The organism is Rufibacter aurantiacus (assembly GCF_017916345.1).
GTDB lineage: Bacteria > Bacteroidota > Bacteroidia > Cytophagales > Hymenobacteraceae > Nibribacter > Nibribacter roseolus.
The window spans coordinates 1,157,931-1,179,867 of record NZ_JAFMSV010000001.1 but is presented as its reverse complement, the minus strand read 5'-3'; the positions used below and the strand labels follow the sequence as shown (position 1 = coordinate 1,179,867).

15 protein-coding genes are annotated in these 21,937 nt (G+C 49.0%); 12 read left to right on the top strand and 3 right to left on the bottom strand.

What is annotated here, in order from left to right:
* Positions 1 to 227: 227 nt before the first annotated feature.
* The 4 genes from dxs to J3P34_RS04860 all read left to right on the top strand — a co-directional run bounded on the left by dxs (position 228) and on the right by J3P34_RS04860 (position 4,389).
* Complete coding sequence (gene dxs / locus J3P34_RS04875; protein WP_210486693.1) at positions 228 to 2,144, top strand: 1-deoxy-D-xylulose-5-phosphate synthase; 1,917 nt, start codon at positions 228 to 230, stop codon at positions 2,142 to 2,144.
* Between the two features lie 377 nt (positions 2,145 to 2,521).
* Positions 2,522 to 2,776, top strand: a complete 255-nt coding sequence (locus J3P34_RS04870) for a hypothetical protein (RefSeq protein WP_210486691.1) — start codon at positions 2,522 to 2,524, stop codon at positions 2,774 to 2,776.
* Between the two features lie 192 nt (positions 2,777 to 2,968).
* Entirely contained in the window at positions 2,969 to 3,517 is a 549-nt protein-coding gene (locus tag J3P34_RS04865) for a hypothetical protein (RefSeq protein ID WP_210486689.1), read from the top strand.
* A gap of 56 nt (positions 3,518 to 3,573) precedes the next feature.
* The gene (locus J3P34_RS04860) at positions 3,574 to 4,389 is read left to right on the top strand and encodes an alpha/beta fold hydrolase (protein WP_210486687.1); all 816 of its coding nucleotides are present in this window, start codon (positions 3,574 to 3,576) and stop codon (positions 4,387 to 4,389) included.
* Positions 4,390 to 4,420: 31 nt separating this feature from the next.
* On the opposite strand, the gene J3P34_RS04855 is transcribed toward J3P34_RS04860, so the two are convergent.
* Positions 4,421 to 4,624: a hypothetical protein gene (locus tag J3P34_RS04855; protein ID WP_210486684.1), complete on the bottom strand. Its 204-nt coding sequence runs from the start codon at positions 4,622 to 4,624 to the stop codon at positions 4,421 to 4,423.
* Here J3P34_RS04855 and J3P34_RS04850 point away from each other — a divergent pair.
* The gene (locus tag J3P34_RS04850) at positions 4,611 to 7,532 is read left to right on the top strand and encodes a VPS10 domain-containing protein (RefSeq protein ID WP_246853534.1); all 2,922 of its coding nucleotides are present in this window, start codon (positions 4,611 to 4,613) and stop codon (positions 7,530 to 7,532) included. The two genes, J3P34_RS04855 and J3P34_RS04850, sit on opposite strands and share 14 nt — an antisense overlap.
* 121 nt (positions 7,533 to 7,653) lie before the next feature.
* Here J3P34_RS04850 and J3P34_RS04845 read toward each other — a convergent pair whose 3' ends face one another.
* The gene (locus tag J3P34_RS04845) at positions 7,654 to 8,094 is read right to left on the bottom strand and encodes a response regulator (RefSeq protein ID WP_210466646.1); all 441 of its coding nucleotides are present in this window, start codon (positions 8,092 to 8,094) and stop codon (positions 7,654 to 7,656) included.
* A 308-nt stretch (positions 8,095 to 8,402) separates the two neighbouring features.
* Between J3P34_RS04845 and J3P34_RS04840 the strand changes: the two genes are divergently transcribed.
* Positions 8,403 to 9,461 carry a hypothetical protein gene (locus J3P34_RS04840; protein ID WP_246850394.1) on the top strand — a complete coding sequence of 353 codons (1,059 nt, stop codon included), beginning with the start codon at positions 8,403 to 8,405 and terminating at the stop codon, positions 9,459 to 9,461.
* A gap of 188 nt (positions 9,462 to 9,649) precedes the next feature.
* Complete coding sequence (locus J3P34_RS04835) at positions 9,650 to 9,997, top strand: DUF6970 domain-containing protein (protein WP_210486682.1); 348 nt, start codon at positions 9,650 to 9,652, stop codon at positions 9,995 to 9,997.
* 82 nt (positions 9,998 to 10,079) lie between these two features.
* On the opposite strand, the gene J3P34_RS04830 is transcribed toward J3P34_RS04835, so the two are convergent.
* Positions 10,080 to 11,069, bottom strand: a complete 990-nt coding sequence (locus J3P34_RS04830) for an aspartate-semialdehyde dehydrogenase (protein ID WP_210486681.1) — start codon at positions 11,067 to 11,069, stop codon at positions 10,080 to 10,082.
* A 175-nt stretch (positions 11,070 to 11,244) separates the two neighbouring features.
* Between J3P34_RS04830 and J3P34_RS04825 the strand changes: the two genes are divergently transcribed.
* From J3P34_RS04825 to J3P34_RS04805, 5 genes are all read left to right on the top strand, one after another.
* A complete protein-coding gene (locus tag J3P34_RS04825) occupies positions 11,245 to 13,818 on the top strand; it encodes a lamin tail domain-containing protein (protein ID WP_210486680.1) in 2,574 nt (857 codons plus the stop codon).
* A gap of 78 nt (positions 13,819 to 13,896) precedes the next feature.
* Positions 13,897 to 14,694 (top strand): sulfite exporter TauE/SafE family protein, encoded by a 798-nt coding sequence (locus tag J3P34_RS04820; protein WP_345890334.1) that lies wholly within the window; start codon positions 13,897 to 13,899, stop codon positions 14,692 to 14,694.
* A gap of 162 nt (positions 14,695 to 14,856) precedes the next feature.
* Positions 14,857 to 15,969, top strand: coding sequence for a DUF6588 family protein (locus J3P34_RS04815; protein ID WP_210486678.1), 1,113 nt, complete (start codon positions 14,857 to 14,859; stop codon positions 15,967 to 15,969).
* Positions 15,970 to 16,715: 746 nt separating this feature from the next.
* On the top strand, positions 16,716 to 19,949 hold the full coding sequence (locus tag J3P34_RS04810) for a SusC/RagA family TonB-linked outer membrane protein (protein ID WP_210486676.1): 3,234 nt from the start codon (positions 16,716 to 16,718) through the stop codon (positions 19,947 to 19,949).
* Positions 19,950 to 19,954: 5 nt separating this feature from the next.
* A complete protein-coding gene (locus tag J3P34_RS04805; RefSeq protein WP_210486674.1) occupies positions 19,955 to 21,472 on the top strand; it encodes a RagB/SusD family nutrient uptake outer membrane protein in 1,518 nt (505 codons plus the stop codon).
* Positions 21,473 to 21,937: the final 465 nt, after the last annotated feature.

Here is a 21,937-nt window from a genome sequence, read left to right as displayed (position 1 = left end):
TTCGGGCGTAAGCCCTAAACAGGAAGTACCGGCCCAGAAATTGGAGATACGCTGTTTTTAGGCTACTTTTCAGGAATAAGGTCAAAAATGCGGTAGCCTTGGTCTGCGCAGGAAAGGACCTCTGAGAAATAATTCTTAATTTTGCCTTTTACTGGGTGCGGCTACGTATATGTGAAAACTTTCAGAGTCTTACGCTGTTGCATCAATATCCACCCAAGTGCACCCCTATGATAATTGAACCCGGAGAACTGCTGGCCAAAATAAACTCGCCCGCAGATTTGCGCCAACTTTCTGAAGACCAACTGCAACAGGTCTGCCAGGAATTGCGCCAATTCATCATTGACAACGTGTCTATCTACGGAGGGCACTTCGGGGCTAGTCTGGGCGTGGTGGAGATGACGGTAGCCCTGCATTATGTGTTCAACACGCCGTATGACCAACTGGTTTGGGACGTGGGGCACCAGGCTTACGGCCACAAAATCCTCACCGGCCGCCGCGACAACTTCCACACCAACCGCAAACTCAACGGCATCTCGGGTTTTCCCAAAAGGAAAGAGAGCGAGTACGATGCCTTCGGGGTAGGGCACTCCAGCACGTCTATTTCGGCGGCGCTAGGCATGGCCGTGGCCTCGCAGTACAAAAAGGAATATGACCGCCACCACATCGCCGTCATCGGCGACGGTTCCATGACCGCGGGCATGGCCTTTGAGGCCCTGAACCACGGCGGCGCCTCAGACGCCGATCTGCTGGTGGTGCTCAACGATAACTGCATGAGCATTGACCCCAACGTGGGCGCGCTCAAAGAATACTTAACGGATATCACCACCTCTCGCACCTACAACAAAGTGCGCGACGAGATCTGGAACATCCTGGGCAAGATCAGCAAGTTTGGGCCTAACGCCCAGCAGATTCTGGCCAAAGTGGAAAGCGGCATCAAAGCCACGCTCCTGAAACAGAGCAACCTGTTTGAAAGCCTGAACTTCCGCTATTTCGGACCTATTGACGGCCACGATGTAAATCATCTGGCCTTGGTGTTGAAAGACCTCAAGAAAATACCGGGCCCTAAAATCCTGCACTGCGTGACGGTGAAAGGAAAGGGCTTTGCCTTAGCCGAGAAAGAACAAACCAAGTGGCACGCGCCCGGTCTGTTTGACAAAGTCACCGGCGAGATCTACAAAGTACACCATACTACGCCGCAGCCGCCCAAATATCAGGATGTCTTCGGGCACACGCTACTGGAGATGGCTGAAAAGAACGAAAAAATCATGGGTGTGACCCCGGCTATGCCGAGCGGTTCTTCCATGAACATCATGATGGCCGCCATGCCAGACCGCGCCCTGGACGTGGGGATCGCTGAGCAACACGCGGTGACGTTCTCCGCCGGTTTGGCTACCCAAGGCTTGGTGCCGTTCTGCAATATCTACTCCAGCTTCATGCAGCGCGGCTATGACCAGGTGGTGCATGATGTGTGTTTACAGAACCTGCATGTGGTTTTCTGCCTGGACCGCGCCGGTTTCGCCGGAGCCGATGGCCAGACGCACCACGGTTCCTATGACATTGCCTACATGCGCTGCATACCCAACATGGTGGTGTCTTCGCCTATGAACGAGCAGGAACTGCGTAACCTCATGTACACCGCCAGTCAAGACGGTATGGGGCCCTTCACCATCCGCTACCCGCGCGGCGAAGGTGTGATGCCTGAGTGGCGCACTCCGCTGGAACTGATTGAAGTGGGCAAAGGCCGCGTGATCCAGGAAGGCGAGGAAGTGGCTATCCTTACCATCGGGCACATTGGTAACTACGCCGTGGATGTCTGCAAGAACCTGAGAATGGACGGTCTGCGCCCAGGGCACTATGACATGCGTTTCGCCAAGCCGCTGGACGAGAAAATGCTGCACCACATCTTCCAGAAATACGACAAAGTACTGACCGTGGAAGACGGCTGCCTGCAGGGCGGTTTCGGGAGCGCCGTACTGGAGTTCATGGCCGACCACGGCTATAACGCCCAGGTAAAACGCCTCGGCATCCCGGACATGATCGTGGAGCACGGCTCCCAAATGGAACTCCACCGCCTTTGCGGCTTCGACCCAGACGGAATAGAGCGCGCCGTACGCGAACTGATGGACGTGACCGTACGGGTGTAAAAACCTTGAAATTATAAGACCAGACCTCACAGGTTTTCAAAACCTGTGAGGTCTTTTTATTTTCGGTTGATTTTAAGGAAAACAGCCTCAAAACGGCAGGTAGGTTCAAGTTTCAATTTTCAACAGTTATTTCGTCCCCCTTCGAAGGGGGTAGGGGGATGATTTCTCGTGTTGATCTCACACATTTCCGATTTGGTAGGGGCAATCCCTTGTGGTTGCCCTTGCGCTTAGCAGAAGTTGGGCGGTTCTCCCAACGCCTTATCATCCCGGGCCTTCAAAGGGGAACGATAAAGTAACAATGAATCTTGGGGTGCAGCCAATGAGCCAAAACCACTAAGAAGCAAATCCTTACCTTTAAGCCAAAGAACCTGTCTGCTATGTCTGAACCTACCTTGCCCTTAAAAGAGAAACTCAAAATCTGCCTGTTGTCTTTTTTGTTGACTTTGGCTATTTACCTGGTCATTGACTTGTACGTGCCTGCTAAAAAGCTGCTGGCCGGAGAAGAGATGGGCTTTTCAGAGTTGGTGACCCACTTCCAGTTTTATAAGAAAGCGCCCTTTATTGTCGCCATTACGGTGCTTATGTCGGTGAACAACATTAAGAAAAAGACCAAGGCCCTGGCTGCACATTGAAAGTTCTTGCAAAGCACTGAAGTAGATTCATTTCATTGAATGCCCCTTCAACTGATACGCCCCTTTGGAGAAAACCAAAGTGGGCTTTTTATTTCTATACATTTGCTATCTTCCCTGCAGAACTGCCTGTCTATGAAAAATCTGGTCTTTCTCTCTTTTTGTCTTTGCTTGTTTTCTTGCGGATCTAAAGCTGTGCAAGACGCCCCGATGGTGGTTCAAGAGAACACCGCAGAAGCCTCGGTTTCTGAGGGAAGTGCACCGGTGGTAACTACTTCTGCTGTTGGAGACAATAACAGAGAGCCGGAGCCGGAAAGTAAATTTATAGAAGGAGATAACGGTGACTATGAAGAGTATGCCACTTACTACGTCACCATTGCAGATACCGGAAAGTCTTATTACCCGCTTCGGGAAAAGATGATGGCCCTGTCCCAAGCCTTGCCACTAGCCATTGACACCATGGGACGGTATTATGACACCAGGAAAAAGATGATTGTTCTACCCGAGGATGACGAAGATGAGGTGTTTGCCGGGGATTACTTTCCAAGACGAGGTCCTGACGTACACCTAAGCCTGGAGTACCTGGATTTGTACCAGAAGAAGGCCGGAAAGAAAACCATTGCCTTGGTTTCCGGAATCTATGAGAAGAAATCCAGTGCAGATTCTGCCCTGCAGGTGCTGAAAAGCGCTGCGGGAGGAGCTTTTGTGGTAAAAACAGAGATGTATATGGGCTGTATTCACTAAAAGGATACTTCTTTTGCCATCCTTTCCGTAAAACAGGCCAAAATCACGCTTGCACCATGACCAATACCACCCTTACTTATACTGAGGCCGGCACCGGCCCCGCCCTTGTTTTCCTGCACGGCTTCTGCGAAAGCAAAGACGTCTGGACCGATTTCACCAAACCGCTCGTGCACCAGTTCAGGGTGATTGCCCTGGATTTGCCCGGCCACGGCGAAAGCCCTGGCACGCAGGATTTCTCCATGGAGAACCAGGCCCGGCAGGTGCAGGAAACATTGCAGGCGTTGCAGGTAGAGAAATGCCTCTTGATTGGTCACTCCATGGGCGGTTACGTAAGCCTAGCCATCGCGGAGTTATTTCCTGAGTTGCTCTACGGATTATGTCTGTTCCATTCCAGCGCCTTGCCAGATTCTGAGGAGAAAAAAGAGAACCGGAACAAAACCGCCGATTTCGTGCAGAAACACGGCCTTGACAAGTTCATGGATTCTTTTGTGGCCCCACTGTTTGCCGAAAGCAATCGGGTGTCCTGCCAACCTGCCATTGAGAAGATGCAGGCCATCGGGAAAGCCACGCCGCTGGAAACGGTGCTGGGCTGCCTGCAGGCCATGCGCGACCGGCCTGATAGAACCGAGTTGTTGAAGACCACCGCCGCGCCCGTGTTTTTCATGGCCGGCAAGGAAGATCCGGCGGTTCCGCTGGAAGCCACTTTGCAGCAGTGCCACCTGCCCGAGAACAGCATGACTTATTTTCTGGGGCACGTGGGGCACATGGGCATGTTTGAGAATACTGCCCTCACGCGCCAAGCCCTGCTTAAATTCGCCGAGACCCTGTACCCCGCCGATGCCCAGAAATACCGGGCGGCCAATTCGTTCTAAGACCTTTCAAAGTACCTTTCCTGGACGCCGTTTAGGGGTTATTTTCTGAAAAACAGCCGCTAAACGGCGTTTCTTTTTTGAGGCCAGGAGAAATCAGGGCAGGGGAGAGACAAATACCGGCGGCGGTTTCGTTAACTGCGGTTTTTCCTCTATTTTCAGATTTTAAAACTACACCTAACGCGAACAAATCTACTTTTTTGCCCTTTATGCTACGCAAACCCTTGTACCCACTCATGCTGATGGGGCTTTTGAGCCTTCCGGCAGTGGCCCAGAAAAACAAAGACAAACAACCCGCGGCTACTTCCGCCAAATCCCGCATGGAAGGGTATCAGCAGCGGCTGCAACTGCAGAAAACCTCTCTGGTAAGCAACCTGCCGTTCCGCAACGTGGGGCCAACCGTGATGAGTGGGCGCGTGGTAGACGTAGACGTAAACCCGGCAGACCCTACCAACTTTTACGTGGCCTACGCCTCCGGCGGATTGTGGCACACCACCAACAACGGCATCTCGTTTGAGCCGCTGTTCAGCAACGAAACCGTCATTACCATCGGGGACATCAGCGTTGACTGGAAAACTAATACCATTTACCTGGGAACCGGCGAGGCCAACTCCAGCCGCTCTTCTTACTCGGGCGTGGGTATCTACAAAAGCACCGACGGCGGCAAAACCTGGCAGTACAAAGGCTTGCCGGAGAGTCATCACATTGGGCGTATCATCCAGCACCCAACAGACCCCAATACGGCTTGGGTAGCGGCTTTGGGTCACCTCTACTCGCCTAACCCTGAGCGCGGCGTCTACAAAACCACTGATGGTGGCAACACCTGGAAGCACGTCTTGAAAGGCGGCGATGACAACACCGGAGCCGTGGATTTGGTCATTGACCCGTCTAACCCCAATGTATTGTACACCAGCATGTGGCACCGCGAGCGCCGCGCCTGGAATTTCGTGGAAAGCGGCAGCACCTCAGGCGTGTTCAAAAGCACCGATGGCGGCAATACCTGGCAGCGCATCACGGGCGGCAACAGCGGCTTCCCGGCCACCGAAGGCATCGGGCGGATTGGCTTGAGCATTTTCCCGCAGAACCCCAACATCATTTACGCCAGCGTAGACAACCAGGACCTGCGCAAAGACGTGAAGCCCGCCGTGGCCACTGGCAACAAGCTGCGCAAAGAGCAATTCAAGGATTTCTCTAAAGAAGATTTCCTGAAGATGGACGATGCCGCCATTAACACTTTCCTGGAGGAAAACAACTTCCCGCGCCAGTACACGGCCAGAACGGTTAAGGAAATGGTGAGCTCTGATAAAATCAGACCGGTGGCGCTGTCAGATTTCCTGGTGGATGCCAACAGCATGATGATTGAAACGCCCGTGACGGGAGCGCAGGTGTACCGCTCAGACGATGCCGGTAAGACCTGGAAGAAAACCCACGAAGGCTACATTGATGACCTGTACTACACCTACGGCTATTATTTCGGGGTAATCCGGGTGTCGCCGTTGAACGCGAACCACGTGTACATTCTGGGCGTGCCGTTGCTGAAATCAGAGGATGCGGGCAAAACCTGGAAAGAGATCGGCGGCGACAACGTGCACTCAGACCACCAGGATTTGTGGGTGAGCCCAACGCGTCCCGGTCACCTGGTGAACGGCAATGACGGCGGCATCAACATTACCTATGACGATGGTAAAACCTGGTTCAAAGCGAACTCACCGGCCGTTGGGCAGTTCTACTCCGTGACTGTTGACATGGCGCAGCCTTACAACGTGTACGGCGGCTTGCAGGACAATGGCGTGTGGGGCGGTCCCAGCACTTACCAGGCCAGCTCCGCCTGGACCGACAACGGCCGCTACCCGTACCAGCGCTTAGGCGGCGGCGACGGCATGATGGTGCAGGTAGATTACCGCGATAACAACACCGTGTACACCGGCTCGCAGTACGGCGCCTATTACCGCCTGAACAAAGCCACCGGGCAGCGTTTGTCCATTCAACCCAAGCACCAATTGGGTGAGCGCCCGCTGCGGTTCAACTGGGAAAGCCCCATTTTGCTGTCGCGCCACAACCAGGATGTGCTGTACTTCGGGTCCAACAAATTCCACCGCTCCCTGAACAAAGGCGAGAACATGGAAGCGCTTTCCGGTGATTTGACCAAAGGTGGCCGCAAAGGAGATGTGGGCTACGGTACGCTCACCACCATTGAGGAATCACCTAAGCGTTTCGGGTTGCTGTACACCGGCTCCGATGATGGCCTTATCCATATCAGCCGCGATGGCGGGTACACCTGGGCGAAGATCTCTGATAAACTGCCACAGGACATGTGGATCAGCGGACTGGCCGCCTCGGCGGAAAACGAAGGAACCGTTTACGCTACTTTGAACGGCTATCGTTGGGATGACTTCAATCCTTACCTGTACGTGTCTCAGGATTACGGAAAGAGCTGGAAGCAAATAGGCAAGGATTTGCCAAAAGAGCCGCTAAACGTGGTGAAGGAAGACCCGCGCAATCCAAATCTGTTGTACGTGGGCTCAGACAACGGCTTGTACGTGTCTCTGGACAAAGGCCAGACCTTCCAGGCGATGGGCGGCGATGTGCTGCCGGCGGTGGCGGTGCATGACTTAGCTATCCACCCGCGGGAGAATGACCTGGTGGTGGGCACGCATGGCCGCTCTATCTACATCGGTAACGTGTGGCATCTGCAGCAACTCACGCCGGCCGTGCAGCAGAAAGGCGTGCATGCGTTCCAGATTGTTGCACCGCAGTACTCAGAGCGTTGGGGACAGAAGTTCGGGGCCTGGAATGAGCCTTTGACCCCATCATTAACCATCCCTTACTTCGTGAATGTCGCTGGTACAACTACCGTGCGCGTGAAGACTGACAAAGGACAGGTGCTGAAGGAACTGAAAGACCAGAGCGAACGCGGCCTGAACTACGTGGCTTATGACTTGACCCTTGATCCCTTGAACACCGGGGCGTACGAACAAGCTTTGAACGAGGGCCGCAAAGGCGGTGATCCGGTGAAAGTGACCAAGTCTGCCAATGAGCAGCTGTACCTGCGCCCAGGTAAGTACGTGGTGGAGATTGAAGCCAACGGAAACAAGACCTCGCAGGAATTTACTTTGAAAGCACCTGAGCGCCGGGGAAGAGAATAGGTCTGGACCTGTCTTAAAAAAGAACTTCCGTTCTTGCCCTGTTTCATAGGAAGCAGGGCAGAAACGGAAGTTCTTCTTTTTAGATGAATCAGGCAAGCGGTTTCAGCCGCTATGCTGGTGGTTAGCTACTGGCAAAAGTGTCAGTGCTGGAGCCATTGGGCCCGAAATGCTCTTTGATCAGGTGGAGGGCATCGGCTTGGGTAAGGGGTTTGGATAGGTGGCCGTCCACATCGGGGAACTCCTTGAGGCGGTGCAGGTCATAGAAGCTGGCCGAGGAAGACAAGGCAAACAGCTTTTTCGCTTTCCGTTCCGGGGCCAGGTGCTGGTACCGTTCCAGGAAGTCAAACCCGTCCATCACCGACATTTTTATATCCACCAGGATCAGGTCCAGGGGGACTTCTGCCTCCAGGTGCTCGGGGCTGCTCAGGTAATTCAGAGCCGCCTGGCCATCGGTAACCACATCAATCTGCTGCGCGATCTCGGCTTTATTGAGAACGCGTTTGTTCATATAGTTGGTGATATCGTCGTCGTCAATTAACAAGACCCGGTTGATTCTTTCCATGGGTGGAGCGTTTTATTTCCGGTAAAGGTACAGTATACGCAAAATAAGGAGTCAGGTAAAAGAATATAAATCCTGAGCCTACTGGTTCCTGCCCTACATGCCTAACCCAGAGACAACCTTTTGGCAGAGAAGCAGTTTTCAAGAATAGAAAAGATGTTTGGCGATTGCTTGTAAGGCATTAGAATTCAATTTTTTACGAGCAAAACTGAAGTCTTTGCGCTTTTTTCTGAGGAGAAGCAGTTGAAAAAGGCTATCTTCAACACCATAAAGGCGGAAACCGCAAATTTGATTTATCCACTTAGTCTCACATGAATTTCAATCTGATAAAGAGAGGCAACGGCCTGCAACTGCTGTGTGCCTTTGGTATAGGTTTGCTTACCGCTTGTAATGGGGGAGGGCAGAAAGAAGCGAACGGAGCCCAGGCCGCTCCCCATCAAGACGCAGTTGCTGCCCCAGATTCTACCAAAAAAGTGAAAGCCACGGCTACGGCCCTGAAAGACTCAACCGCAGCCGGTGATTCTTCGGCGGCTCCGGCAGCAGCCCCTGCCTTTGTAGTGAAAGACGAGGCCGCGGATAACCCCGGTGCCATTCTGCCCCACAAACGGATTGTGGCTTATTACGGAAATCCGCTCTCAAAACGGATGGGAATCTTGGGCGAAATTCCTCGGGACCAAATGCTGGCTAGACTTGACGGCGAAGTAAAAGCTTGGCAAGCGGCAGATCCCAGTATTCCGGTACAGCCGGCGCTTCACCTGGTGTTTGTGACCGCCCAGGGTGCTCCCGGAAAAAGCGGTACCTACCGTATGCGCATGAGCGATCACCTGGCCGATACCGTGATTGCCTGGGCTGCCAGAAGAAACGCCATTGTGTTCCTTGACATTCAGATTGGACGCAGCACCGTGGAAGCTGAATTACCGCGCCTGGAACAATGGCTGAAATTGCCCCAGGTGCATTTAGGCATTGACCCAGAGTTCGCGATGAAGAACGGCGCCATCCCGGGCCGTAAAATAGGTACTTTAGATGCAAGTGAAATCAACTATGCTACCCAGTTCCTAAACGATATTGCCGTGAAGTATAACTTGCCGCCAAAGATCCTGGTGGTGCACCGCTTCACCCAGCGCATGGTGACCAATTACAAGAACATCAAGTTGCGGCCCAACGTGCAGTTTGTGATGCACATGGATGGCTGGGGAGACCGCGTCCTGAAGAAGAGTACCTACCTGGCTTACATCAAGAAAGAGCCGGTGCAGTATACCGGGTTCAAGATTTTCTACTACAACGATACAAAGAAGAAGGGCTCCAAGCTGTACACGCCTAAAGAAGTGCTGGCCCTCACGCCAAAGCCTATGTACATCCAGTACCAGTAGAACGCAGCATCAGTTGAAATAAGAGAACCTGTGTTCTGGGCCTGTTTTTTAAAAATCAGGCCCAGAACACAGGTTCTCTGCTTTTGGAAAGTCAAGGGCCCGGACCATTCCGGCCGATATCCAAAGAAAATGAACAGTGATGCAACCTCCAGCTTGTTTTAGGTATCATCTCTATAAAGCCCCCTTCTATGAAAACTCTGTACGCTTTCTGTTTGCTATGCATTCTTGCGCTTACCTCCTGCGAGGATGAGCAGGTTTACCAGACCTGTGTGGTCGCTAATCCTACCCAGGAGATTGAATGGCTGCGGGTGAAGGTGCAGGAACTGCAGGCATCTGAGTACTGCCAGGTGGTGCAGACCGGCACCTGGAAAAACCGGACCGTTTTTGTGCTGGCAAGTTGCGAGCCCAATGTCAATTCCATCAGTTCGGTGTATGATTGTGACGGCAACCTCTTGTGCTACGGCGGAGATGAGACCTGCCCCGATTTCTCCAAAGAAGTGAAAGATCTCCAACCGATCTGGACGAACGGAAAATAAAATTTACTTCACCTACCTGATATATAAAAAGAAAAGGCCACCTCTGTAGGTGGCCTTTTCTTTTTATATTTAAATGCTACGATTACACCAGCTTGTTTTCTACCAGGTACTCGGCAATCTGAACGGCGTTGGTGGCAGCCCCTTTTCTCAGGTTGTCGGCCACAATCCACATGTTGATGGTTTTATCCTGGGTCTCATCGCGGCGGATGCGGCCTACCAGTACCTCGTCTTTGCCGTGGGCATCCATCGGCATGGGGTACTTAAGGTTCGCTACGTCATCCACCACCACTACGCCCGGCGTCTCCTGCAAGAGTTGGTACACCTCATCCAAAGTGAAATCGTTCTCAAACTCCACGTTCACCGATTCCGAATGACCGCCCATCACGGGGATGCGCACAGTGGTAGCCGTTACCCTGATGGAGTCATCGCCCATGATTTTCTTGGTCTCGTTCACCATTTTCATTTCTTCCTTGGTGTAACCGTTAGCCTCAAACACGTCAATGTGCGGGATCACGTTCAGGTCAATAGGGTAGGCGTAGGCTTTCTCACCCTCTTTGCCGCCGCGCTCGTTCATGAGCTGGTCAACGGCTTTCTTGCCGGTTCCGGTCACCGACTGGTAAGTGCTTACCACAATGCGTTTGGCCTTGAGGTTTTTGTGCAGGTTATTTAACGCCACCACCATCTGAATGGTAGAGCAGTTAGGATTAGCGATAATCTTATCTTCGGGGGTAAGCTCTTTCGCGTTGATCTCAGGCACCACCAGTTTCTTGGTGGGGTCCATGCGCCAGGCCGAGGAGTTGTCAACCACCGTGGTGCCGGCCGCGGCAAACTTAGGGGCCATCTCCTTGCTTACGCTTCCGCCCGCCGAGAAAATGGCGATCTGGGGTTTCTGCGCAATGGCTTCCTCCATCCCGATCACGGTATATTCCTTGCCTTTGAAATTCATCTTCTGGCCCACTGATTTCTCAGAGGCTACCAACAACAATTCGTCAACCGGGAAGTTACGCTCCGCCAGGACCTTCAGCATTTCGCCACCCACTAGGCCGGTGGCGCCTACTACAGCTACTTTCATGTAAAGGTTTGTAAAAAATATTTGAACAATCACCGGAGAAGAACGGGTGGGGTAGCTTTCTCCGGAAACAATGGTCTGGGTGTTTTAAGCTTGTTTTCTGAGAATCAGGCAGAAAGCGCACAGGCCAATTGCAAAGTAAGCCAACTTTTCACGGATTATAAAGTACAGGCTTATTATGAGGCAATTCTTTCTTGCTTTTCTTTTATACTGGGCCTTTTTAACTGCCCCGCACGCGCAAATTCAGGAATCTTTTTCAGATGGAGACCACACCCAGAACCCAGTTTGGCAGGGCGATGCAGGTTTTTTCCGGGTGAACTCCGCTGGGCAACTGCAAAGCCAGGGCCCGGCGGTAACAGGCGCCGTGCTGCATTTGGTTACCGGTAACGGTCTGGCCGTGGCCACGCAGTGGGAGTTCTACGTGCAACTGGGTTTCGCTACCTCCTCGGGTAACCTGGCGGAAGTGTACCTGGTCTCTGATGCGCCTGATCTTAAAGGCAATCTGCAGGGGTACTTTGTGCGCTTGGGAAATACCGAGGATGAGGTAAGCCTCTACCGCAAAGACGGCAGCACCGTCACCAAAATCATCAACGGCCCCGATAAAACCATAGCGGGCACAGATAATAAACTCTGGGTAAAGGTCACCCGCACCGCCACCTATGACTGGACCCTGGAACTGGATAGGACCGGCACCCGGCAAAGCTACGAGGTTCAGGGCAATGTGCAGGATGCGCGGTACACGGCCTCAGCCTACGCCGGGGTGCTTTTCAAATATTCACAGGCCAATGCCCAACGCTTCTATTTCGATGACTTCACGGTCAAAGACCTGGGCAGAATCAGCCTGGTGAGCACAGTGGCCACCGGATCTAGGACGGTTGAGCTGACCTTTTCCGGGCCAGTTTTGGAAAATGATGCCAGAAACGTGGCGAACTACCGGCTCAACGGAAAGGAGATGCCCGCCAAAGCAGATTGGCAAGCATCCACGCCCCAGCTAGTGGAACTGCAGTTCAACCAGGATTTTGAGACCGGCAGCAATCAGATTGAGGTACTGCAAATCACGAGCTCTAATGGCACCCTCACGCAGCACCTCACCGGAACATTCTCTTATTCTCCAATAGCTCACCCGGGTGATGTTCGGGTCACCGAAATTTACGCTGACCTGAATCCCTTGCAAGATCTGCCAGCCGCCGAGTTCATTGAGCTCTACAATCGCAGTGACAAAACCTTCAATCTGCGTGGTTGGCAATATTCGGATGCCACTACCACATCGGGCACCTTCCCGGATTATCTGCTGAAACCGGGCGCTTACCTCATTGTATGTGCCGCCGCAGATACGGCGCTTTTCCGCCCATATGGTCCAGTAGTAGGTCTAACCACGTTTCCGTCGCTCAATGACAGCGGTGATGACGTGGAGATTTTTAATGCCAGCGGTCAGTTGGTAGATTTCGTGCGGTACAATACCAGTTGGTACGGAGACGCAGATAAGAAAAACGGTGGCTGGAGCCTGGAGCTGAAGGATGTGAACACCCGCTGCACTGGGGCTTCGCAGTGGATAGCCTCTAAGGATGGGAGAGGTGGCACCCCCGGTCAAGTGAACTCGGTAAAGGAGGTAGATAACAAACCTCCGGCTTTGAAGCAAATTGTAGCCAATAGCCCAGATAAAATTTTGCTCTCTTTCGATGAGCCGCTAGACAGCGCGGAAGCTAGCCGAGTAGCTCATTATTCCGTCTCATCCGGTGTTGCTGTGCAGCGAGCCCGGGTTTTGTCACCGGAATTTACTCAGGTGGAATTGATGCTTTCCACCCCGTTGCAGGAAAACATGCGCTATACCGTCACGGTGCAGAGGTTAACCGATTGCGCCGGGAACAGAGCGGATTCTCAGGCGCAAACCGTGCTTCTTCCAGCCGCGCCAAAGAAAGGCGATGTAGTCATCAATGAGATCCTGTTCAACCCTAGGCCCGGCGGTGTTGACTTTGTGGAGATCGTGAACCGGTCTACCAAGTACCTGAACCTAAAGAACTGGAAATTGGCCAACAGGTCTTCTGATGGAGAGGTGGCGAGCGCCCGCGTGATCACTCCGGTGAATTTCCTGTTAGCGCCCGGTGAGTACCTGGTGTTGACCTCTGATTCTGCCATTCTGCAACGGGAGTACCCATCTGGGCATGCAGACCGATTTATGGAGATGGCCACCCTGCCCTCGTACCCAGATGAGGCGGGCACCGTGGTCTTGCTCTTACCAGATGAGACCATCATGGATGAGGTTGTGTATCAAAAGGAGCAGCATTTCAAGCTTATCCATGACACCGAGGGAATTTCCCTTGAACGTATCTCCCTGGCCGGACCCTCCACGGCGGAGAGCTTTTACTCGGCGGCTACCCAAGTGAAAGCCACGCCGGGGTATGAAAACTCCCAGTTTCGGGAAAACAATGCTCAAAACGGGAAGCTGACCCTGCAGCCCAAAACCATCACCCCGGACGGTGATGGGATAGACGATGCCCTGTTGCTGCAGTTCAAGTTGCCGCAGGCCGGGTTTGTAGCCTCGGTGACCATTTTTGATGCCCACGGCCGCTACATCCGGAAACTCTCGGCCAATACTTTATTAGGGGCGGAGAGCGTGCTGCAGTGGGACGGCCTCACCGATGCTGGTTCCAAAGCGGCCATCGGGTATTATGTGGTACTGGTGGAGTTGTTCAACCTGCAGGGGCAGAAGGAAGTTTTAAAAGAGACGGCTGTGGTAGGTGGGCGTTTTTAGCTTGTTTTCCTGTAAATAGACCAAAATAATGTTGGGCCGGTATTCTGTTTTTGATTAAGCCGCACATTTTCAGAATATTTGCGGTCTCATTTGCCAAAAGGCTGGCTTAATTCTTCAACGTTGGATATTGTTTACCTGTGCCTGTTTGCTTTTCTGGCAGGCTTGATTGATTCTGTAGTGGGTGGTGGAGGGCTTATCCAGTTGCCGGCGCTGTTTGTATTTCTGCCCCACGTGCCTATCCCCACGGTATTTGGCACCGGCAAGTTGTCCAGTATTGCGGGTACATCGGTTTCTATGTGGCGTTATGCCAAGAACGTGGAGATCAACTGGCACGCCCTGCTGCCCGCCGCCATTACCGCCTTTGTTTTCTCGTTTCTGGGTGCCCGTGCCCTCAGCCACTTCAACGCCGATCTGCTGCGTCCCTTGATTTTGGTGCTCCTTATATCGGTGGCCATCTACACATTCTTTAAAAAGGACTTCGGCGCGATCCATGCACCCCGATTGGCTCCTTCTAAAGAGATCTGGTACGGCATAGGCGTGGGGTTAGTGATAGGGTTCTATGACGGGTTCTTCGGGCCCGGAACTGGCTCTTTTCTCATGTTCATCTTCGTGGGCGTTTTTGGCTTCAACTTCCTCACGTCCTCGGCTTCGGCCAAAGTGGTTAACGTGGCTACCAACCTTTCAGCGCTGTTGTATTTTGGGTACAAAGGCTACATCCTGTATCATATAGGCATCCCTATGGCCGTTAGTAGTGTGATCGGCTCGGTAGTGGGTACGCGTATTGCGCTGGTCAAGGGCTCTGGCTTTGTGCGAAAGCTTTTCCTGGTGGTGGTGTCTGGTATCATCCTTAAGTTCGCTTTTGACACTTTCAAGTAAATGCGATTTAGGGCAGCTTTCTGAAAACCTGTTTAAAAACGTTTACTTAAAACTAAGTATTATAAGATTGTCCTATTTGAAAGTTGCTGTTTATTAATGAAGTTCGCAAACAGAAAAGGATAGTACCAACAGCAACAGACACCAACAAAAAAATAGAGTGAAATGAGAAATAATCTACTGAAGATCTCTTTTTGGGCCATGCCCGTCGTGGGCTTGTTTCTGGCCGCTAGTCCGGCCCAGGCCCAGGATGAAGTAGGTGAGTTTATTAGAGCGGGCAAGGAAGACGCAAACAAACTGGTGCGGGCTTACGCCGAGCCTGCCTCAAAAGCATTTGGCCACGGCCTGAACGGTGGTTGGTTCAATTCGGGCAAAGCCATGAAACTGGGCCGCTTTGATGTGCGTGTGTTCGCCACTGCCGCCTTCTCCCCAGAAGAAGACAGGACATTTGACTTGTCTAAACTGGGGCTGACCATGGTGCGGGATGCCAATGGAAACAAATTTGATCCCAGCAAACCAGTGATCACCCCCACCATCTTCGGTGAAGATCAGGAAGGTCCTGAGATTTCACTGTATGCCAAATCAAATGGCATAGACCAAAGAATTGGCTCTATCAATGCGCCGCAGGGATCTGGCTATAAATTCTTACCCGTACCCATGGCGCAGGTAAGCCTGGGCCTGATCCAAGACACGGAAATAGCCGTGAGATACTCGCCTAAAGTAAAGTATGATGACTTTGAAGGACAACTTCTTGGGTTTGGGGTGAAGCACGGTATTAAGCAGTACATTCCGGTTATCAGCATGATCCCTGGGTTTGACATCACTGTTTTCGGGGGATATACCAATTTAAAGAGCTCTTACTCGGGGATAGATGTGCCTTTGTCGGAAGAAGACCGACCTTATGCTACCGCCCAGCAGCGCGAAGCTGGTTACTATGCCGGCCAAGCCCTTACCCTGAACACCAAAGCCTGGACCGCCAGTTTGGTTGCCTCTAAAACTTTCAGCGTACTTACCGGGTACGCCGGAGTTCGTTACAGCAATGTAGAGACCGATCTGAACGTGGAAGGCAAATACCCTGTATTAGCCTACCGCACTACTGTACCATTTAATAAATACGTAGAAGATATCACTGATCCTGTGCTGCTGAACATGAAAGACAGCCAGTGGGGGCTTACCGGTGGACTTCGCCTGAAACTGCTAGTCTTCTCACTTTATGGAGAATATACCCTTGCCAAATACCCCACTGCTACCGCCGGTATAGGAATTGGGTTTAATTAAGCTTAAAATAGATTGCCCACTAAAAGGCCTCCGTCAAAGTATTGACGGAGGCCTTTTAGCTATTTAAGACTTCTTTGCAAGCGGTCGTTCTCAGCCTGTGCCCTGGTTTGATGTAAACGGGAGAAGGTGTAGCTCTAGGTTTTGTTTTAAGCCTGTTTTGCGCAAAGAAGGGCAAAATCACTTACGTAAACCGGTGCAGTATATGACAGTGTCAATTTCAAAGAGTTTCTGTTTTAAGTGCCAGAGGGTGAGAAGTAAGGTCTTGCCAATGAGGGTGAATTTCTTCTTTTTTGTTTTATTTATTAATAATAATAAATAAAATTCAATTTTTCATTTATATAATAAATTTCCCTTAAAATATAATTTATTTAAGTAAAAGACTGCTTTGTGTATTCTGATAAATTAATTTCAAGCCGCTTAATTATTTGATTTCCAATGCTTAATAATAAGTATTTGGTTGATGGTGTCTGTTGAAAACCCCCCTTTATTTCAGAGTTAAAAGGGTTTTATTGAAGAGGTAGAAAGGAAGGTGCATGTTTTACTAGGGATTTAGAGAAAGGTAGATGTGTTTTGCCTGAGAATCTGGGGTTTGTTGAACTACATGACTTTTAGAAGCTGTCGTTAAACGTTTCTTTAGTGTATAGGTTTCAAATTTTAGGGAAAAGTTATGTTAAGAGTTTGTTAATATACCTTTTAGGTCTAAATTTGATTTCTAACAATAATTTTTACAAACAAACCAAAAACACATGAAGAAAGCTTTACTACTCAGTTTTGCTTTGATCTTAGCCCTGGTGACTCAGGTGTGGGCTCAAAACAGAACTGTGACGGGACGAGTGACTGACGCACAAACAGGAGAGGGAATGCCTGGTGTGACAGTTCAACTCAAGGGAAGTACAACCGCCGCGCCAACGGACATCAATGGAGCTTACTCCATTGCAGTGCCTAACGCAGGTGGTTCCTTAGTTTTTACCTTTATTGGTTTTCAAAATCAAGAAGTCAATATTGGAACAAAATCAAATGTTGATGTTAGACTGATTACTGATGCAGAAGCAATTCAAGAGATTGTGGTAACCGGTTATTCAACCGCGACACAACAATCTTTTACAGGATCGGCAAAGGTTGTAAGTGGAGCTGCCTTAGAAAAGAAGAATGTTGCAAACGTATCCCAAGCTTTAGCAGGGGAAGTTGCCGGTGTTAGAGTTATTAATACTAGCGGTCAACCAGGGACAGTTGCCACCATCCGTATTCGTGGTTTAGGATCCGTAAATGGTAGCCGCGACCCATTGTATGTGGTAGATGGCGTTCCTTTCTTAGGAGGTCTTAACTCAATTAACCCATCTGATATAGAGTCCACCACTGTTCTGAAGGATGCAGCAGCTACTGCCATTTACGGTTCCAGAGGCGCCAATGGTGTAGTGGTAATCACTACCAAAAGCGGAAGAGGAGCAAAATCTTTCATTGAAGCTGATGCCAATTTTGGTACAAACATGCAATTATTGCCAAGATACGAGACTATCAAATCACCAGAGCAATATATAGCGTTGGGTTGGGAAGGACTCTATAACTATCCTAATACCGGTACCCCAGAGTCGCGTATTACTTACGCAAACACAAACTTGTTTTCTAATAGTGGTGTAAGAACTGGCTACAACTTGTGGAATGTGGCAAACGGTGGAGAACTGATTGATCCGGCCACTAGAACTGTTAGAGGGGGCGTCACTAGAAAATACGATCCTGAAAACTGGGAGGATTATGCCTTCCAAAATGCTGCTCGTAGAGAATACAATGTAAAATTGGGTGGTTCTTCAGGCAGAACTAGTTACTATACCTCTTTTGGTTATTTAGATGATAAAGGCTATTCTTTGGCCTCAGATTATGAGCGATTAACAGCTCGTTTGAATTTGAGACAAGAGGTAACAAGCTGGTTAACTGGCGGTCTTAACTTTAATTATGCCAGATCAGAGACAAATGAAGGTGGTCAAACAGAAGATTCAGGTAGCATCTTCTGGTTTGTAGATAACATGCCATCTATCTATCCTTTATTTAAAAGAGATGCTACAGGTGCATTAATGCCAGACCCTTACTATGCTGGCAACAATATCTATGATTATGGTGCAGAAGGAGACTACGCCCGCGGTTTCGGTGGATTGACCAACGCAATTGCAGATGCAGCCTATAATACCAGAAGACACAATCGTGATGAAATAAATGGTAATGCTAACCTGGATTTCAAAATCATAGACGGCTTAACATTTGAAAACAGAATTGGTGTACAGTATTACCATAATAAATATGGTTGGTTGAACAACAAATTCTATGGTTCTTCTGCAGGCCAACAAGGTTCATTGGGTTTAACAAGAACAGAGCGTTTCTCTTATAACTTGTTGAATCTCTTGCGTTACTCTAAATCTTTTGGTCAGCAAGGAGTTGAGATTTTGGCGGCTCATGAGGCAACAGATTATAGCCAAAACATTTTCTCTGCTTCGGGATATAGATTAGTAGATCCAAATATCTTAGAGTTGAGCAACGCAGTTGTAAAGAACCCAACTCAAAACTCCTACACAACCAGATACAAACTGGAAAGTTTCTTTGGGCAAATCAACTATGATTTCGCTAAGAAGTATTTCCTGTCAGCAACTATCAGAAGAGACGGATCATCAAGATTCATCAATGAAAAGTGGGGTACCTTCGGGTCAGTGGGTGCTGCATGGCTTATCTCAGGTGAGGATTTCATGAGCAGCTTAAGCTTCTTGAATTCCTTGAAGTTAAAGGCCAGCTACGGTCTTATTGGTGACCAAGCTGGAGTTGGTGTTTACTCAGGGTATGACTTGTATTCTGTAAACAATGTGAACAATCAGCCTGGTTTCTCTTTCCAGACAAAGGGTAACCCAGATTTAACTTGGGAGACTTCTAAGATGTTTCAAACTGGTATTGAGTTTGAACTGGGTAAGTATCTTGACGGATCCTTTGATTACTATATCAAGAACACTGAGAACCTGATATTTGATATTAGAACAGCTCCGTCACTCGGATATGCTATCTTAACTTCAAATGCTGGTAAATTGAGAAATCAAGGTTTTGAGTTTGACTTAACTGGTCACCTTGTGCAAACAAAGGATTTTAGGTTAGATCTGGGTGTAAACGGAGAGATGTTTACAAACAAGATAACTGAAATGCCACTTGATCCGGCAACTGGCCAGCCCAAAGCAATTGATGTGCAAGGAACTTATGGCTGGTCTAAAGATCATTCCATCTTTGATTTCTACATGCGTGAATGGGCTGGAGTAGATCCTTTGGATGGTAAGGGAAGATGGACCGTTCACTACATTGATGCAAACAAGGACGGTGCTTTCAACACAGGCGAGCAGATTGCAAGCTTAACCGATTACTTGGCCAAGAACCCAGATCAGGCAGGCAATATTATGGTAGGAACAACCAAAACCTATTCCGAAGCTACCCAGAAGTATGTTGGTAAATCTCCTATTCCAGATGTTAGAGGTGCCTTTAACTTATCTGCAGGATATAAAGGATTTGATTTGAGCGTACAAATGCTTTACAGCCTTGGTGGTTACGCCTATGATGGTGCATATGCAAGTTTAATGCACAGTGGTGTTGTTGGAAGCAACAACTGGCATGTTGATATCCTTGACAGATGGCAAAGTGCAGAAAACCCAGGTAACGGTGAGGTGCCTCGTCTTTCAAATGCCCGTGATGCCAACGTAACAGCAGCATCTACCCGTTTCCTTACTAAGGCAAATTACCTTGCATTGAATAACGTGCGCCTTGGGTACACTCTTCCTAAAAGCCTTACAAGCAGATTTGGCGTTGGTGGTGTATCTGTATGGGTTTCTGGAGACAATTTATGGTTGAATAGCGCCCGTCAAGGCTTTAACCCGTCTACTGCCGAAACAGGAGGTTCAAACACGTACCGTTACTCTCCTTTATCTACTGTTACAGCAGGTTTAAGAATCAAAATTTAATTAAAATGAAGAAAAGTATATATATACTAGCCGTAGCTGCCTTGTCAGTTTTTTCCAGCGGCTGTAAAGATGAATTCTTAGAAGAGCAACCTAACCAGCAGTTGTCGCTTGACCAGATCCGGGAAGCGGCGAAAACCGATCCTACATTGCTCAATTCTTTCGTGTCTGGTATGTACTCCACTATGTACCAGACTGGTACAGGTGGTACTACCAACCATGATGATTTCGGTCAAAAGGGGTACGATATCTATGCTGATATGCTTGCTTCTGACATGGTTTTGGCTGGAACTACCTACGGATGGTATTCAGGAATCGCAAGATATCAGGCTACGAAAGATTTTACTCTGAATGCTACTTACCAGCCTTGGAGATACTACTACCGGGTAATTTTTGCTGCAAATACTCTGATTGATCTTTTGGGGGGTAATGATGCTGCTCAAGCAGATGCTAACAGAACTCAGTTAATGGGTCAAGCTAAAGCAATGAGAGCATATGCTTATTTTTATTTAACCCAGTTTTATTCGGCTGGTTATGGAGATGGGACTGAGAAGGTTTTACCAATCTATAACACCACATCCATCCCGGCGCAAGCTAAAAGTAGTACTGCAGAAGTTTACAATTTCATTGTAAAGGACTTAGAAGATGCTATTGTGGCCTTGCAGGGCTTCAACAGAACTGCTAAAAACCAAGTTGACCAAACGGTAGCTAAGGGACTATTGGCCTATACTTTGGCTGCAAGAGGCACCCAAGCCGATTTGCAAAAGGTAGTCACTTTGACAGATGATATCTTGGCAAACTCAAGCTACAGATTATTGAATCCAAACGAAGTTGTTGCTCAGTTTGATGCTGCAGGGCAGATAACTAACAGAGACATTGCCGGATTTAATAAGTTGTCATCTCCAAGCTGGATTTGGGGAATGGATCTTGTGCTTGACTACGGACTTAACCTTATTTCTTGGTGGGGTCAGGTAGATGTTTACTCTTATAGCTACGCCTGGGCTGGAGATCCAAAAACCATTGATAAGAGCCTCTATGATGCCATAAAGCCAGGCGATATCAGAAAAGGGCAGTTCCATTCTACTAACCTTCAGCCAAGAAATAAGTTCTATGCTCCCGCAAGAACAATCGGTGGACAACGCTATATTGAGACAGATTATGTTTACATGCGTCTGGAGGAATTCTTATTGTTGAATGCAGAAGCTAAAGCAAGATTAGGCCAAGAAGGAGCGGCGAAAGACGCACTCAAAACTCTTCTAGCAAAAAGGATGACAACTCTGTTAGACTATGCTTATGTTGATGCACTTGCAGGTCAAGCTCTTTTAGATGAAATTCACTTGCAAACTCGTATAGAGCTTTGGGGAGAAGGGAAATCTTACCTTTCTGTAAAGAGAAATAAGAGAACCATTAAAAGAGGATCTAACCACCTGTTTGAGGCAGATAACTCATTTTCCTGGAATTCTGATGAGCTTACATTTGATATTCCACAAGCTGAGGTGCTGAATAATCCTATGCTTAATCAATAGTTACTATAAGCAGATATCTTATCCAATGGATGTTTAGCATGTAATTGAAATGCTTTAAATGGCTACTCATTAAAAGAGTAGCCATTTTTTTTAATCTAAAGTAAAAACGATTTAATCCATATGAACTAAATGAAAAGGAAGATGTAGAGTGAAATATAAAGCTGATTTGTATCATCTTTAGGCCCTAAACAGGTAGGGCTGATTTGTACCTATATGTGGTAAAGTAAGATGTTGTATTACTTTAATATGATAATAGAGCCAATGGTTAGATTTTATTAAAGTGCAAGTGCTTGATTTTTAGATTAATAAGTATATGAAATTAGAAAATATCAAGGAAGATACAGTGGGAACGCTTCTTTATTCCACTTAGGTGTCCTTTGCAAAGTCTTTCATTAAGTGGAGAAACAATCAATAACTTATAGAAATAAAAGTTCGAGTAGATTTGAATGTCCTGGTTTGTGTAAG

Bases quoted from the DNA above. Each gene is read 5' to 3' on its own strand.
- J3P34_RS04810 (WP_210486676.1), top strand. From the start codon at position 16,716: ATGAAGAAAGCTTTACTACTCAGTTTTGCTTTGATCTTAGCCCTGGTG.
- J3P34_RS04815 (WP_210486678.1), top strand. From the start codon at position 14,857: ATGAGAAATAATCTACTGAAGATCTCTTTTTGGGCCATGCCCGTCGTG.
- J3P34_RS04830 (WP_210486681.1), bottom strand. From the start codon at position 11,069: ATGAAAGTAGCTGTAGTAGGCGCCACCGGCCTAGTGGGTGGCGAAATG.
- J3P34_RS04845 (WP_210466646.1), bottom strand. From the start codon at position 8,094: ATGGAAAGAATCAACCGGGTCTTGTTAATTGACGACGACGATATCACC.
- J3P34_RS04870 (WP_210486691.1), top strand. From the start codon at position 2,522: ATGTCTGAACCTACCTTGCCCTTAAAAGAGAAACTCAAAATCTGCCTG.
- dxs (WP_210486693.1), top strand. From the start codon at position 228: ATGATAATTGAACCCGGAGAACTGCTGGCCAAAATAAACTCGCCCGCA.
- J3P34_RS04855 (WP_210486684.1), bottom strand. From the start codon at position 4,624: ATGAGTGGGTACAAGGGTTTGCGTAGCATAAAGGGCAAAAAAGTAGAT.
- J3P34_RS04825 (WP_210486680.1), top strand. From the start codon at position 11,245: ATGAGGCAATTCTTTCTTGCTTTTCTTTTATACTGGGCCTTTTTAACT.
- J3P34_RS04860 (WP_210486687.1), top strand. From the start codon at position 3,574: ATGACCAATACCACCCTTACTTATACTGAGGCCGGCACCGGCCCCGCC.
- J3P34_RS04840 (WP_246850394.1), top strand. From the start codon at position 8,403: ATGAATTTCAATCTGATAAAGAGAGGCAACGGCCTGCAACTGCTGTGT.
- J3P34_RS04805 (WP_210486674.1), top strand. From the start codon at position 19,955: ATGAAGAAAAGTATATATATACTAGCCGTAGCTGCCTTGTCAGTTTTT.
- J3P34_RS04835 (WP_210486682.1), top strand. From the start codon at position 9,650: ATGAAAACTCTGTACGCTTTCTGTTTGCTATGCATTCTTGCGCTTACC.